The sequence below is a fragment of the Variovorax sp. J22R115 genome, from assembly GCF_030317005.1.
Classification (GTDB): domain Bacteria; phylum Pseudomonadota; class Gammaproteobacteria; order Burkholderiales; family Burkholderiaceae_C; genus Variovorax.
Window position 1 is genome coordinate 59,757 of sequence record NZ_JASZYM010000007.1, and the last position, 14,702, is coordinate 74,458.

Consider the following 14,702-nt stretch of genomic DNA (forward strand, 5'->3'; position numbering starts at 1 on the left):
CACTTGCGTTGCTCCAATGAAAAAAGCCATCCGACTTGCATCGGATGGCTTCAAGAACTTCCCTTGATACTGGCTTACGCCAGCGTCAGATCAGAAAGCGTGACGGATACCGAAGTCGTAGCCCATCGAGCTCTTCGGGGTCAGGTTCGGCACAAACAGCGGGTTCGGGGCGCCGGTGGGCAGCGTTGCCGGGGCATTGCCGAAGTACTCGGGGCTGTTGCCGATGGTCAGGTCAGAGCCATTCTTGTTGTCGATGTAAGCCACCGTTGCGTACAGAGCCGTGCGCTTCGACAGGTTGTGCACGTAGCCGAGGGCCCACTTGCTCGCCTTGGGTTCGTCCAGGCCGAACACTTGTGCACGAGGCGTCGTGTTCTTGTAGTCGACAGCAGAGTAAGCAGCGCGGATCAGGCCAGGGCCGACCGGCACGGTCACGCCGAGCAGCCAACCGTCAGCGCCGGGTTCGCGGACGCCGAACGCATTGGCCACGGTGATCGCGGTCGTGTCGAACTTCGTATCAGACTTGGCGTACTCACCGAACAGCTTCACGACGCCGAAGTCGTACGAAGCACCGATGCTGCCCGAATCGAGCTTCGAGGTGGTGCCTTGGTAGAACTGGCTGGCCAGGGTCGTTTCAGCGTAGGAGATCGCGACGTCCAGAGGACCGTTGGCGTAGCCAACGCGACCGCCGATGTAACGGCCGGTACGCGAATCATTGAAAGCAAAACCAGCGGGGATGGTCGGCTGAACCAGCACGCCCGGATCCAGACTGGCCTTCTCGTTGAAGGCGTACATGAACTGACCGTAGAAGCCACCCAGGTTCGGCGGCAGGAAGTAGCCGATCGAGTTGCTGGAGCGAACGTACTGGTTGTTCACCGTGAAGCCGCTGTTCGAAGCGTTGCCGCTGTTGTAGCCGTTGGCCGTCGAGATCAGGTTGGTACCGACGCCGTTGGTGCCGAACGGATCGAACACGGTGTCGTTCCAGAACGTCGGGGTGTAGTCGCGACCGAGGCGAACTTCACCGAATGCGCCCGACAGGCTCACCGTTGCACGACGATTGAACGTCAAACCGCCGCCGCCTTGGGCCGTCGGGGCAACGCCGGAGATGGTCTGGCCGAGTCCTTCGTCGTTGTTGATACCGGCTTCGAGCCAGAAGCTGGCTGCCAGGCCACCACCGAGGTCTTCCGTACCACGGAAGCCCAGACGGCTGGAGTTGTAGCCCGAGTTGGTCAGCTTGGTGGCCTTCGTCGTGATTTTGTTGCCGAACAGGTCTTCCGTGTCGTTGGAATAGCCGCTGACAGCGGCGTCAACCACGCCGAACAACGTGACAGACGACTGAGCCGAGGCGACGCCGGCGACAGCCAGAGCAGCCAGGGCAACTAGAGATTTTTTCATTGCAAGTTTCTCCAAGGTTAAACATAGGGCTCCGGTGCGAAGGGCTCACCGTGACTGGCACTTTTGTGCTCCCACCGGACCCCGGGCCAACCTCCTTTTGGGAAGTTGTCGCTATTGCACCAGAGCCGCTTCGCCAGGGCAAAACAAATCGCCCGAAAACAGGGGCGGTCGAGGCGTTTCGTTGCAGCAGTGCAACAAAGGTTCTGGGGATTTTGCGACACCACTATGTGAAAGGATTTGCCCTGCGAGTTGTGACTTTTTGTGTTTCGGGTTCAATCGGGCCATGACCTCATCTCTCGACTCCGTCCTGGCAGTGGCAGACGCGGCGCTGCGCACACTATTCACCAAGCCGCACGCGACCAGGGAAACTCCCGCACCCGCAACCCCGGCAGGCACGCTGAGCGAAGCGGAACGACGGGAAGCCGGGGCCTTGATGCGCATCAATCACGTTGGCGAGGTCTGCGCCCAAGCCTTGTATACGGCGCAAGCAGCGGTCACCCGGGATCCGGCGCTGCGGATGCACTTCAGCGACGCAGCGCGCGAGGAAACGGATCACCTGGCCTGGACTCTGCAACGTCTGGATGAACTCGGCGCTCATCCTTCGGTGCTGAACCCGATCTGGTACCTGGGCGCATTCGGCCTGGGTCTCGTTGCAGGCCGACTAGGGGATTCATTGAGCCTCGGCTTCGTTGCCGAGACGGAGCGCCAAGTGGAGGCCCATCTCGATGGTCACCTCGACCGGCTGCCGGCGGGTGATGCCGCATCGCGGGCCGTCATCAACCAGATGAAACTCGACGAGGCGCGTCACGCCGCGCAGGCGTGGAGTGCGGGCGCGGCGGAACTCCCGGCGCCTGCGAAAGCCCTGATGCGCATGGCCTCCCGGGTGATGACGACCGTCGCCCACCGGATCTGAACGAGCGCAGGGCCGACGCCGTCAGATCTCGATCAGATCGAAACTGGTCGTGATCTCCGCGGTCTTTCCCAACATGACGCTTGCCGAGCAATAAGTGTCGTGGCTCAGGGCGATCGCGCGTTCCACCGCAGCGGCCGGAATATTTTTGCCCGCAACGGTGAAATGCATGTGGATCTTTGTGAAGACCTTGGGGTCCTTCTCCGCGCGTTCGCTGGTCAGCTTGACGCTGCAACGCTCCACCTGGTGGCGTCCCCGCTTCAAAATGAGCACCACGTCGTAGGCCGTGCATCCCCCGGTGCCTGCCAAAAGGGTTTCCATTGGACGGGGGGCGAGGTTCTGTCCGCCGTTTTCGGGCTTTGCGCCGTCGGGCGCTCCATCCATCATCAGGACGTGGCCCGTTCCGGTCTCGGCGACGAATCCCATGGCCGATCGCGTGCCGGTGTTGCCGGTCCAACTCACTGTGCATTCCATCTTTGCTCCAGGACGCGCGATAGAGGGTCCAAAACCCCCATCCGCGTGATTTAGTGTTCAAAAAGCGCAACTCGCTTGTTGCAATGCAACAAACAGTCGATATACTTTATTTCATTGCACACCGACACGTGTGCGCAGGTTGTCTCCTCCACCCTCCCAATTGGTGGATTTAGCCCCGAGCCGCAAGGCCCGGGGCTTTTTTCTTGGGCTCTCCAGCCCCTGCATCGGCAGGCCTATGATCGCGGCCCTATGTCCACGCCGACCATGCCTCTCACCCCTGCCGACTACCTCAAGAAAATTCTCACCGCGCGCGTCTACGACGTGGCAGTGGAATCGGCCCTCGAGCCGGCACGCGCGCTCAGCGCGAGGCTCGGCAATACGGTGCTGCTCAAGCGCGAAGACCAGCAACCCGTATTCAGCTTCAAGCTGCGTGGCGCCTACAACAAGATGGCGCATCTGAGCGAAGAACAACTCGCGAAAGGCGTGATCTGCGCTTCTGCCGGCAACCATGCCCAGGGCGTGGCCCTGTCTGCCCACAAGCTGGGGGTTCGCGCCGTGGTCGTGATGCCGGTGACCACGCCGCAACTCAAGGTCGATGCCGTTCGCGCCCTCGGCGGCGAAGTGCATCTGCACGGTGACAGCTACTCCGACGCGTACGGGTACGCGGTCGAGCAGCAAAGGCAGCACGGCCTGACCTTTGTCCACCCCTTCGACGACCCGGACGTGATCGCCGGCCAGGGCACCATCGCGATGGAGATCCTTCGCCAGCATCAAGGACCGCTGGACGCCGTGTTCGTCGCCATCGGCGGTGGCGGATTGATCGCCGGCGTGGCCAACTACATCAAGGCCGTACGCCCGGAGATCAAAGTCATTGGCGTGCAGATGAACGACTCGGACGCGATGATGCAGTCGGTCGCCGCCCATGAGCGGGTGACGCTGCCCGACGTCGGCCTCTTCTCGGATGGCACCGCCGTCAAGTTGGTCGGCGAGGAAACCTTCCGCATCGCAAGCGACCTGGTGGACGAGTTCGTCACGGTCGACACCGATGCGGTCTGCGCCGGCATAAAGGATGTGTTCATCGACACGCGCAGCATCGTCGAACCGGCCGGCGCGCTTGCCGTCGCTGCGATCAAGCAGTATGTCGAGGATCGGGGCAAGCGCGGCGAAACCTACGCCGCTATCCTCTGCGGCGCGAACATGAACTTCGACCGCCTCCGCTTCGTCGCAGAGCGGGCTGAGGTGGGCGAGGAGCGCGAGGGGTTGTTCGCGGTGACGATTCCCGAGGAGCGCGGCAGCTTCCGCCGCTTCTGCGAACTGGTCGGCCAATTGCCGGGCGCATCGCGCAACGTGACGGAGTTCAACTACAGGATCAGCGATTCGAAAGAGGCGCACGTCTTCGTCGGCCTGACGACGACCACGCGAGGCGAATCGAAGACGATTGCCGAAACCTTCGTGGCACACGGTTTCGGCGCGATCGACCTCACGCACGACGAACTCGCCAAGGAGCACATCCGTCATCTTGTCGGCGGCCGCACCGGCCTGGCAAAGGACGAACGTCTGCTGCGCTTCGTTTTCCCCGAGCGTCCTGGTGCGCTGCTGAAGTTCCTGAGCCTGTTGCGGCCCAACTGGAACATCAGCCTCTTCCACTACCGGAATCAGGGTGCCGACTACGGTCGCATCCTGGTCGGCCTGCAAGTGCCCGGCGCGGACAACGCGGCCTTCGACGAGTTTCTCCAGACGCTGGGATATCCCTTCGTGGAAGAGACCACCAACCCGGCGTACCGGCTGTTCCTGCAGGCCTGAAGCCGCTCAGCGCCGCGGGGCCGGCGCAGTCACGGGCGGCGGCGTGGACGCGGTTGGCGGCGACATCACTGCCAGCGGGCGCGTCGGCAGTTGCAACGTGAACGCCGCCGCCGAATCCGCACTGGCGCCCAGGGAGGCCGCGCGTGTCGTGACCGACTGGAGCACATAGCCTTCCTCGACCTTGGCGCCTACCCGGAAAGGCTTCGCGGGCTTGCCGTCGACGGCAATGAGCGCGGCGCCCTGCCCGTCGCTGTCCGCCACCACGCCGAGCAGCGCGAACCGACTCGCGGCTTCGGGCGCGGCCACCGCCGTAGCCTGCGTCGGGACGGCGCCCAGCAATTGGGCGACGGCGGCTGGATCGGCGGCGGCCTGCGGCGTGCTGGCCACCGCGGGCGGCGCCATGGCGTCGGAAGGCGCAGCCAGCCTCAGTCCCCAGAACACGATGCTCGCGGCCGCAAGCCCCCAGAGACCGGTCGTCGCTGTGGCTACAGGCCAGCGAGCAGGAGCATAGGGAACTGACATGGGCCCGGATTATCATTCACCGAACGCGGCACGCGCTGCCCCCGACGCTCTCACCACACCTTTCATGCCTCTTTCTCACCGTTCCCTTTCGCGCACGCTGCAACGCGGCTTCACCCTGATCGAACTGATGGTCGTACTGGTGATCATCGGCGTGCTCGCCGCGCTGATCGTGCCGAACGTCATCGAACGCGCGGACGATGCCCGCGTGACGGCGGCCAAGACCGACGTCAACAACCTCATGCAGGCACTCAAGCTCTACCGACTCGACAACCAGCGCTATCCCACGGGTGAGCAGGGCCTGCAGGCGCTGCTCACTCGGCCGACGGCCGGCCCGGCAGCCCCCAACTGGAAGCCCTACGTCGAAAAGCTCCCGAACGACCCGTGGGGCCGCCCCTACCAGTACCTGAATCCGGGCATCAAGGGCGAGATCGATGTGCTTTCGCTCGGCGCCGATGGCCAGCCTGGCGGCGAAGGCAAGAATGCCGACATCGGCAGCTGGCAGTAAGACGCGCTGCCGTCCACCCCAAAGCGCCCATCGCGGGACTGGCGGGTTCACGCTGCTCGAACTGTTGGTCGTGATAGCCATCATCGCGCTGGCCACGGCCGGCGTCGGGATGGCGATGCGGGACTCCGGCCAGGCGACGCTCGACCGCGAAGCCGAGCGGCTCGCCGCCCTGCTCGAAGCCGCCCGCGCGCAATCACGCGCTGCCGGGGTCGCGGTGCGCTGGCGCCCCACGCCGGATGGGCCGGGCAATTTCAGCTTCGATGGCCTGCCATCCAACTCGCTGCCTACGGCATGGCTCGCCGACGGCATCACGGCCCAGCCGATGACGGCGGAGGGCGCCGCCGTGCCGGCACTTCAACTGGGCCCCGATCCGATCATCGCGGCGCAGCAGGTGCTGATCACCTCCGATGGTCCGCCGAGCCGCAGCCTGCGCATCGGCACCGACGGGCTGCGCCCCTTCGCGGTGGTAACGCCGTGAAGCGGCAGTTCCGAAGCCGCATGCTCGGCTTCACGCTGATCGAGGTGCTGGTCGCGCTGGGCATCGTCGCGATCGCGCTGATGGCCGGCACGCAGGCGACGATGGCGCTCACGCGCAATGCGCAGCGCCAGTCCGACGTGATGCTGGCGCAAATGTGCGCCGAGAACGAGCTGATCAAGGCCCGCCTGGCGCGGCAACTTCCCGCCGTCGGCGATGCGGGCCTGATCTGCACCCAGGCCAACGTGAACTTCGGCGTCACGGTCTCGACCACGCCCACGCTGAACCCCAACTTCCGCCGCGTCGACGTGCAGGTTCGCGATGCCGACGAGGCACCGGTACTGCGGCTCTCCACCGTGGTGGGCCGCTACTGATGCGCAGGACGCGCGGCTTCACGCTGATCGAATTGCTGGTCGCGATCTCGGTCATGGCGCTGCTCGCGCTGATGAGCTGGCGCGGCCTCGATGGAATGGCGCGCGCGCAGGCCCAGAACCGCGAGCGCGGCGACGCCGTGCTCACGCTGCAGACCGCGCTGGCCCAATGGGGCGCCGATCTCGACGCCACCGTGGCGCTGTCGCAGACCCGCGCGATGGATTGGAACGGTCGCGTGCTGCGTCTCACCCGGCGCAGCACGGATGGCGGCACGCCGCGTGTCTACGTGGTGGCCTGGACCTTGCGCACGGACGCTGCCACCGGCACGCACTGGCGCCGCTGGCAGTCGCCCGGCTTCACGACTCGCGCGGAGTGGCAGCAGGCCTGGGACCGTGCCTCCGCCTGGGCAGAGGACGGCAGCAACGAGGCTCGCGGTGCGGAGGTCGACCTGATGCCGGCCGACGGCTGGCAGATCTACTACTTCCGCAACGACAGCTGGTCGCCCGCCGTCAGCGCCGAAGCGCTGGGAACCAACACGCCCCTGCCCGACGGCGTGCGGCTGGTCCTGAGCCTGCCGCCGGGCCCGGCGCTCGCGGGCCTCCTCACGCGCGACTGGGTGCGGCCCTCGGTGACGGTGCCCAAGACATGAAGCGCCGCATTCCCATTCATGCAAGCCGGCGTGAGTTCGGCGCCGCACTCCTGACGGCGATGCTCACCGTCACGCTGGTCGCGACCTTTGCAGTGGCGGCACTCTGGCAGCAATGGCGCGCGACGGAGATCGAAGGGGCGGAGCGGGCGCGGGTGCAGTCCGGCTGGATCCTGATCGGGGCGCTCGACTGGTCCCGGCTGATCCTGCGGGAGGACGCCCGCGCCAACGCCGTCACTGGCGGGGCCGATCATCTTGCCGAACCCTGGGCCATTCCGCTGGCAGAAGCCAAGCTGACCAGTTTCCTCGCCGCAGACAAGAACATCGCCAGCGATGCGCTCGAAGGGCTGCCCGACGCCTTTCTTTCGGGGCGCATCATCGACGCGCAATCCAAGCTCAATGTGAGGAATCTGGTGGAAGGCGGCAAGCCGGTGGAGTCAGCCGTCAAGGCCTTCGAAAAGCTCTTCCAGTTGCTCGGGCTGCCTGCCCAGGAAGTCCAGTTGATGGTCAGCAACCTGCAGCGGGCACTTCCAGCCACGGTGAGCGCGCCGGCCGGGACCACGGGCACGACGGGAACCACGGGCACGACGCCGGTGACTCCCGTACCCACCACGACCCCGACAACAACGGCGGCGGAAACCGACACCTCCACATCGGCCACCGGCCCCTTGATACCTCAGCACACCGACCAGTTGGTCTGGCTGGGCGTGTCCCCGACGACCGCGGCGGCCCTGGAACCCTATGTCACCATCCTGCCAACGGGCGGCACAAAGCTGAACATCAACACGGCCAGCGCCGAAGCACTGTTCGCCAGCGTACCGACGCTGGATCTCGCAAGTGCCAAGCGGCTGGTCGAGCGTAGGGCGCGAGCCTATTTCCGCAGCCTCGCCGACGCCAATGCGCTGGTCCAGCCAAGCACGGCGCAGTTCAGCGAGGGTCAGCACAGCATCGCAACCAACTACTTCGAAGTCCATGCCCGACTGCGCCTCGAAAGCGCCTGGGTGGACGAGCAAACCCTGTTGCGTCGGGACGGCATCGAAGTCCGAATCGTCTGGCGAGAGCGTGGCGCGGGCGCCACGGTGGCGCCACCCAAATCCTGACCCCGCGAGCGTCGCCAGCCCTATTGGATCAAAAATTTGCGCAGCGCCCGTAGCATCTGCGTGAGACGCTATCAAATTTGTAGCGCCTGCGATGACCCCACTTCTACAATAGTGACCCTTTCGTTTTCTCCATGGCCTTGCTGCTTGTAACCATTCCTCTCACACCCGGTTCGGCCACCGCCGAATACGGCTGGTCGGCGTGGTCCAGCGACGGCCGCAAGCTGCGTTCGCAGGGGAGCGCGCCGCCTGCGCTGCTGCCGGCGAGCGACGAAGTCATCCTCGGCGTCCCCTCCGCCATGCTCTCGTGGCACCAGGTCACCTTGCCGCAGGGCAGCATGAGCGGCGCGGTGCGCCTGCGCTCGGTGCTCAACGGCCTGCTCGAAGACCGCCTGCTCGACGATCCCGAATCCCTGCATTTCGCACTGGAACCCGGGGCCCGCGTGGGCGTCCCCGTCTGGGTGGCGGCGTGCAACCGGATCTGGCTTCGCAGCGCCGTGCAGGCGCTTGAAGCTGTGGGACGCCGCGTCACACGCATCATTCCGGAGTTCGCACCCCAGCCGGCCGGGGTCCCGACCATGGTCTTCGCCATCGGCGAACCTGGCGCGGCACTGTGCGTGGTTTGCGGCACCGACGGGGTCGCGATGCTGCCACTCGACAGCGCCGGTCTCGCGCTGGCCGGCAACCTTCCCGTTGACACTACCGCGCTGGCCGAACCCGCGGTCGCCGAACTGGCAGAAAGCGTGCTCGGCTATCGCGTTCCCATCGTCAAGCCCGCGGAACGCTGGCTCCGGGCCAGCGAATCGCAGTGGGACCTCGCTCAATTCGATCTCGCCTCCACCGGCCGCGCCCGCGCGGGCAAGAAGTTCGTCGCGATCTCGCGCGCGCTGTGGCACGGCCCGCAGTGGCGCGCCGCCCGATGGGGCGCCGTGATCCTGGTGCTGGCGCAACTGATCGGCCTCAACGCATGGGCCTGGAAGGAGCGCAATGCGCTCGATGCCAAGCGCCATGCGATACGCAACGTGCTCACGCAGACTTTCCCCTCGGTGCAACTGGTGGTCGACGCCCCGCTCCAGATGCAGCGCGAAGTCGCCGCATTGCAGCTAGCGACCGGTGGCGTCACGGCCAGCGACTTCGAACCCATGCTCGGCGCGCTGGCCGCGAGTCTCCCGCGAGGCCGCGCGCCCACTGCCATCGACTTCAGCGCCGGCCAGCTGCGATTGCGCGGCCTCGGCCTGCAAGCCGCGGAGCTCGGCAACGTGACCGCCGCCATGGCATCGCGCGGCTACAACGCCCGCAGCGAGGGCGACCTGCTTCTCGTGCAGTCGGCGGAGGCAGCACGATGAAGGGGTTCGAATCACTCAAGGCGCGCTGGCAGGCCTGGTGGCCCGAACTCGAGCCGCGCGAGCAACGCATGATCGCCATCGCAGCCGCGCTCGTCGTGCTTGCGCTGTTCTGGTGGGTGGCGCTGGCCCCGGCGCTGCGCACGCTGTCGTCGGCACCGGCCGAACACGCGCAGCTCGATGTCCAATTGCAGCGGATGACCAGCCTGCAAACGCAGGCCAAGGCCCTGCAATCCCAGCCACGCGCGAGCCGCGACGACGCCATGCGCGGTCTCGAGACATCGGTGCGCCAGAACCTCGGCCCCAACGCGCAGATGCAACCCGCGGGCGCCGGCGAGGGCGTGACCATCGCACTGCGCTCGGTGCCGGCGGACGCGCTCGCCCAGTGGTTCGGACAGGCACGCAGCAACGCGCGTGCCGTTCCGCGCGAAGTGCACCTGACCCGCAGCACGCAGAGCGCTTCGCCTCCTTCGCCTCCATCCTCGTCCCAGCCCGCCTCCGCGACGACAGGGGATTCGCCGCGCGTGCGATGGGACGGCACCGTGGTCATGAGCCTGCCTGCGCGCTGACCCAGCATGGCCACACGTTTCCCCAGCCCCGACGCCCCCGCCAAGTCCGCCTGGCGATGGGCCGTGCTCGGCATGCTTATCGGCACCTTGCTGGCGTTCTCGCTTTTTGCGCCGGCACGCTGGCTCGCGGCCGGCCTGGCCCGGTGGAGCAACGGCCACCTGCAACTGGTCAACGCACGCGGAACGGTCTGGACCGGATCGGCCGGTGTCGTGTTCTCGAGCGGCGCAGGCGGCGCGGAGGCGATCTCGCTGCCCGGAACGCTCGGCTGGACATTGCGGCCGCGCTGGGACGGAGTGACGGCCGCGCTCGATCTCTCCTGCTGCGCGGCCAAGCCGCTCGAATTCAACGCGCGTCCGCGTGCGAGCGGCCTCGAGCTCGAATGGCGCGACGGCCAGTCGCGCTGGCCCGCCGCGATGCTCGCCGGCTTCGGCGCGCCATGGAACACGCTCAAGCTCGACGGCATGCTGGACGTTTCGACCCAGGCCTTCGTCCTGCGCTCGAGCGGTCCGCAATTGGCGCTCGAAGGGCGCGCAACGCTCGACGCCACCGACATTTCTTCCAGTCTCTCGACCTTGAAACCGATGGGCAGCTACCGCGTTGCCCTCGAGGGAGGCGCTGCGCCGACCCTCCTGCTGACCACACGCGATGGAAGCAGCCTGCAGCTCAGCGGCAGCGGCCGCTGGAACGGCCTCGCTTTCCGATTCGACGGGGAGGCCAGCGCAGCGCCGGGGCGGGAAGACGCACTTTCGAACTTGTTGAACATCATCGGGCGACGCGAAGGCGCGCGCTCGCTCATCACACTGGGTTGACCATGAAGCCAAAGACTTCGACCGGCATCCGCATCGGAACCATCGCGCTCGCCGCGCAGATGCTGATCGCGGCCTGCATTCCTTCCGCGTTCGCACAGGAAACCATCGTGCGGCGCGGCGAACCGATCACGCTGAACTTCACCAACGCCGAGATCGAGTCCGTCGCACGGACCATGGCGGTCGTGACCGGCCGCGACGTGGTCGTCGACCCGCGCGTCAAGGGCACGCTCACGCTGCAGACCGACCGCGCCATCTCCCCGGACGCGGCGTTCAACCAGTTCGCGGCGGCGCTGCGGCTGCAGGGTTTTGCGGTGGTGCAGTCCGAAGGGCTCTACAAGGTGGTGCCGGAAGCCGACGCCAAGCTGCAGAGCAGCACGGTGACCACTTCCACCCCCACTTCGTCGAGCGTGAACGGCAATCAGATCGTCACGCAGATCTTCAAGCTCAACTACGAATCGGCCAACAACCTGCTGCCGGTGCTGCGCCCGCTGATCGCGCCCAACAACACGATCAACGTGAACCCGGGCAACAACTCGCTGGTGATCACCGACTACGCCGAGAACATGCGCCGCCTCGCACGCATCGTGGCAGCGCTGGACGTGCCGAACGCTTCGGACATCGAAGTGATTCCGCTGAAGCATTCGATCGCCACCGACATGGTGCCGCTGATCACGCGGCTGCTCGAAGGCGGCGCGAGCACGAGCCCGGGCGCCACCACGCCGGGCTCGGTCGATTCGTCGTTCCGCACCACGCTGCTTGCCGAGCCGCGCGGCAACGCGCTCATCCTGCGAGCAGCCAACCCGGCGCGCGCACAGTTGGTCCGCACGCTGGTCGACAAGATCGACCGCCCGGCCATCGACAGCGGTAACGGCGCCGCCGGCAATGTCTACGTGGTCTATCTGAAGAACGCCGATGCGGTCAAGCTCGCAGCGACCTTGCGTGCGGCGATGTCGGCAGAAGCACGTGGCGGCACCGGTGGCCTTCAGGGCACCACGGGCGGCGGCACCCAGCAGGCCTCGCAGCAACTCAACACCGCACAAAGCGGCCTGTCGCAGGCCAGTTCGGCTGCAACGGCGCCCCTCAACCCCAACGCCAACCAGCCGTCGACCGGCGGCCAGGTGCAGGCCGACCCGTCCACCAATTCGCTGATCATCACGGCGCCCGAACCACAGTACCGGCAGATGCGCGCGGTGATCGACCGCCTCGACGGCAAGCGCGCGCAGGTGCTGGTCGAAAGCCTGATTGTCGAAGTGAACGCCGACAAGGCGGCGGAGTTCGGCATCCAGTGGCAGACCGGCATCGGCAACAGCGGCGACCGGAACGTGGGCTTCATCGGCACCAACTCCAGCCTGGGCGGCCAGAACATCGTCGACCTGGCGGTCGGCCTGGCGACCGGCAACACCGCTACGCGGCCTTCGACCGGCATCAATTTCGGCATCGGCACCAAGTACGGCGGCCAATACATCCTGAGCTTTGTCGCGCGTTTTCTCGAGAGCAATGGCGAGGGCAACGTGCTGTCGACGCCCACGCTGCTGACGCTGGACAACGAGGAGGCCAAGATCGTGATCGGCCAGAACGTGCCCTTTCTGACGGGCCAGTTCACCAACACGGGTGCTGCCAACGGATCGGTCAATCCGTTCCAGACGATCGAGCGCAAGGACGTCGGCCTGACCCTGCGGGTGCGACCGCAGATCAACGAGAGCAACACCGTCAAGATGTCGATCTTCCAGGAGGTCTCGACCATCCAGGCGTCGACCCTGAACAACGTGAACGGCCCGACCACCAACAAGCGCAGCATCGAATCGAACGTGGTGGTGGACGACGGCAACATCATCGTGCTCGGCGGGCTGCTGCAGGACGAGTATTCGAGCGGCACGGAAAAGGTGCCCTTGGCCGGCGACATCCCGATCCTCGGCAATCTCTTTAAGAGCGAAACGCGCTCGCGCAAGAAAACCAACCTGATGGTGTTCCTGCGGCCCGTGGTGGTGCGCGACAACGCCGTCGGCGACCAACTCGCCCTCGACCGCTACGACGCCATCCGCGGCCTGCAGCAGACCTCGCAGCCGGAGAAGAACATCTTCCTGCGCAGCGTGGATGAGTCCGCAGTGCTGCCGGCGGCGCCGCCCGGGCAGGGCATGCAGCCCTTGGCACCTACACCCACACTGCCGCCGGCCGCCAACCCGGACCGCCGCATCGAGGGCACGCGCCTGGTGCCGCCGCCGCTCACCCCGAGCGACACGCGGGCACTGCGCCCAAGCACCATGAAGGGCGCATTGCCACCCACCGCCGACCCATCGACGGGCCGCGAATTGCCCTAGAGTCAGGTCGTGCGCTATCCCCTCCCCTACGCCTTCGCGCGCGGCCAGCAGTTGTTGCTGGAAGAAACGGACGAAGGCAGCTATACCCTCTGGATGCCCAAGGTGCCTCCGCGCAGCGCGCTGGGCGAAGTGCTGCGCAAGTACCAGGTCAAGACTTTTGAGCCACTGGCGCCCGAACAGCTGGCTCAGCGCATCAGCGCAGCCTATGCGCAGGGCGAATCGAACGCCGCCGCCGTGGTTAGCGAGGTCCAAGGCGACGCCGACCTCTCGCGCATGATGCAAGAACTGCCGGCGGTCGAGGACTTGCTCGAATCGGCCGGCGACGCGCCGATCATCCGCATGCTCAACGCACTGCTCACGCAGGCGGCGCGCGACGGCGCCAGCGACATTCACATCGAGCCCTACGAGCGGACGTCTTCGGTGCGCTTTCGCATCGACGGCACGCTGCGCGAAGTCGTGCAGCCCAATCGCGCGCTGCATGCGGCGCTGATCTCGCGCCTGAAGATCATGGCCGACCTCGACATCTCCGAAAAGCGCCTGCCGCAGGACGGACGCATCAGCCTGCGAATCGGCACCCGCGCAGTCGACGTGCGCGTGTCGACGCTGCCGTCGGCGCACGGCGAGCGCGCGGTGCTGCGTTTGCTCGACAAATCGGAAAGCAAGCTCACGCTCGAATCGGTCGGCATGCAGGGCGACACCCTCGCGCGTTTCGAGCAGTTGATCGGCCAGCCGCACGGCATCATCCTGGTGACCGGACCGACCGGCTCGGGCAAGACCACCACGCTCTACGCCGCGCTCAGCCGGCTCGACGCGAGCAGCAGCAACATCATGACGGTCGAAGACCCGATCGAGTACGAGCTGCCAGGCGTCGGTCAGACCCAGGTCAACGCCAAGATCGAACTGACCTTCGCCAAGGCCCTGCGCGCTATCCTGCGGCAGGACCCGGACGTGATCATGATCGGCGAAATCCGCGACTTCGAAACCGCGCAAATCGCCATCCAGGCATCGCTCACCGGCCACCTCGTGCTCGCGACGCTCCACACCAACGACTCCGTCAGCGCCGTCACGCGCCTGACCGACATGGGCGTGGAGCCGTTCCTGCTCAGCTCGTCGCTGCTCGGCGTGCTGGCGCAGCGGCTGGTTCGCAAGCTGTGTCCCGTCTGCTCTGTGCCCACAGATGGTGGCGAAGGTCAACCCGTCGGCTGCACCGCCTGCGGTCAGACCGGCTACCAGGGCCGCACCGGCATCTTCGAACTGCTCGTGGCCGACGACACCGTGCAGTCGCTCATCCACAACCGCGCCCCCGAAAGCCAGATCTTCGTCGCCGCCGAGCGCGGCGGCCTGCGCTCCATGCGCGAAGATGGCGAACGCCTCCTCAAGGCCGGCGTCACCTCACGAGCCGAACTTCTGAGGGTCACCAGAGACTAAGCAGCCCTCCGCAAGCCACGCTCCCATTCGCAGGTTGC

15 protein-coding genes are annotated in these 14,702 nt (G+C 66.2%); 12 read left to right on the plus strand and 3 right to left on the minus strand.

Annotation, left to right across the window (positions count from 1 at the left end):
* Nucleotides 1-90: 90 nt before the first annotated feature.
* The gene (locus tag QTI04_RS13760; protein WP_286616162.1) at nucleotides 91-1,392 is read right to left on the minus strand and encodes a porin; all 1,302 of its coding nucleotides are present in this window, start codon (nucleotides 1,390-1,392) and stop codon (nucleotides 91-93) included.
* Between the two features lie 283 nt (nucleotides 1,393-1,675).
* Here QTI04_RS13760 and coq7 point away from each other — a divergent pair, with 283 nt between their 5' ends.
* Entirely contained in the window at nucleotides 1,676-2,305 is a 630-nt protein-coding gene (gene coq7, locus QTI04_RS13765; protein WP_286616163.1) for a 2-polyprenyl-3-methyl-6-methoxy-1,4-benzoquinone monooxygenase, read from the plus strand.
* Nucleotides 2,306-2,326: 21 nt separating this feature from the next.
* Here the strand turns inward: coq7 and QTI04_RS13770 are convergent, their stop codons facing one another.
* Complete coding sequence (locus tag QTI04_RS13770) at nucleotides 2,327-2,776, minus strand: OsmC family protein (RefSeq protein ID WP_286602820.1); 450 nt, start codon at nucleotides 2,774-2,776, stop codon at nucleotides 2,327-2,329.
* Between the two features lie 249 nt (nucleotides 2,777-3,025).
* Here QTI04_RS13770 and ilvA point away from each other — a divergent pair, with 249 nt between their 5' ends.
* Nucleotides 3,026-4,579: a threonine ammonia-lyase, biosynthetic gene (gene ilvA / locus QTI04_RS13775; RefSeq protein ID WP_286616164.1), complete on the plus strand. Its 1,554-nt coding sequence runs from the start codon at nucleotides 3,026-3,028 to the stop codon at nucleotides 4,577-4,579.
* 6 nt (nucleotides 4,580-4,585) lie between these two features.
* On the opposite strand, the gene QTI04_RS13780 is transcribed toward ilvA, so the two are convergent.
* Entirely contained in the window at nucleotides 4,586-5,101 is a 516-nt protein-coding gene (locus tag QTI04_RS13780) for a type II secretion system protein N (RefSeq protein ID WP_286602823.1), read from the minus strand.
* 64 nt (nucleotides 5,102-5,165) lie between these two features.
* On the opposite strand from QTI04_RS13780, the gene gspG reads away from it, so the two are divergent.
* From gspG to gspE, 10 genes are all read left to right on the plus strand, one after another.
* Nucleotides 5,166-5,606 carry a type II secretion system major pseudopilin GspG gene (gene gspG, locus QTI04_RS13785; protein ID WP_286602824.1) on the plus strand — a complete coding sequence of 147 codons (441 nt, stop codon included), beginning with the start codon at nucleotides 5,166-5,168 and terminating at the stop codon, nucleotides 5,604-5,606.
* Entirely contained in the window at nucleotides 5,581-6,084 is a 504-nt protein-coding gene (locus QTI04_RS13790; RefSeq protein ID WP_286602826.1) for a prepilin-type N-terminal cleavage/methylation domain-containing protein, read from the plus strand. The genes gspG and QTI04_RS13790 overlap by 26 nt, the downstream gene beginning before the upstream one ends.
* A gap of 20 nt (nucleotides 6,085-6,104) precedes the next feature.
* On the plus strand, nucleotides 6,105-6,455 hold the full coding sequence (gspI, locus tag QTI04_RS13795; protein WP_286602968.1) for a type II secretion system minor pseudopilin GspI: 351 nt from the start codon (nucleotides 6,105-6,107) through the stop codon (nucleotides 6,453-6,455).
* Nucleotides 6,455-7,102, plus strand: coding sequence for a type II secretion system protein J (locus QTI04_RS13800; RefSeq protein ID WP_286616165.1), 648 nt, complete (start codon nucleotides 6,455-6,457; stop codon nucleotides 7,100-7,102). The genes gspI and QTI04_RS13800 overlap by 1 nt, the downstream gene beginning before the upstream one ends.
* Complete coding sequence (gene gspK / locus QTI04_RS13805) at nucleotides 7,099-8,199, plus strand: type II secretion system minor pseudopilin GspK (protein ID WP_286616166.1); 1,101 nt, start codon at nucleotides 7,099-7,101, stop codon at nucleotides 8,197-8,199. Before QTI04_RS13800 ends, gspK begins: the two co-directional genes overlap by 4 nt.
* A gap of 131 nt (nucleotides 8,200-8,330) precedes the next feature.
* Nucleotides 8,331-9,542 (plus strand): type II secretion system protein GspL, encoded by a 1,212-nt coding sequence (gspL, locus tag QTI04_RS13810; RefSeq protein WP_286616167.1) that lies wholly within the window; start codon nucleotides 8,331-8,333, stop codon nucleotides 9,540-9,542.
* Entirely contained in the window at nucleotides 9,539-10,108 is a 570-nt protein-coding gene (gene gspM / locus QTI04_RS13815) for a type II secretion system protein GspM (protein WP_286616168.1), read from the plus strand. The genes gspL and gspM overlap by 4 nt, the downstream gene beginning before the upstream one ends.
* A gap of 6 nt (nucleotides 10,109-10,114) precedes the next feature.
* Nucleotides 10,115-10,918: a type II secretion system protein N gene (gene gspN / locus QTI04_RS13820; protein ID WP_286602834.1), complete on the plus strand. Its 804-nt coding sequence runs from the start codon at nucleotides 10,115-10,117 to the stop codon at nucleotides 10,916-10,918.
* Nucleotides 10,919-10,920: 2 nt separating this feature from the next.
* Nucleotides 10,921-13,236 (plus strand): type II secretion system secretin GspD, encoded by a 2,316-nt coding sequence (gspD, locus tag QTI04_RS13825; protein WP_286602836.1) that lies wholly within the window; start codon nucleotides 10,921-10,923, stop codon nucleotides 13,234-13,236.
* Between the two features lie 9 nt (nucleotides 13,237-13,245).
* Nucleotides 13,246-14,664: a type II secretion system ATPase GspE gene (gene gspE / locus QTI04_RS13830; RefSeq protein ID WP_286602837.1), complete on the plus strand. Its 1,419-nt coding sequence runs from the start codon at nucleotides 13,246-13,248 to the stop codon at nucleotides 14,662-14,664.
* Nucleotides 14,665-14,702: the final 38 nt, after the last annotated feature.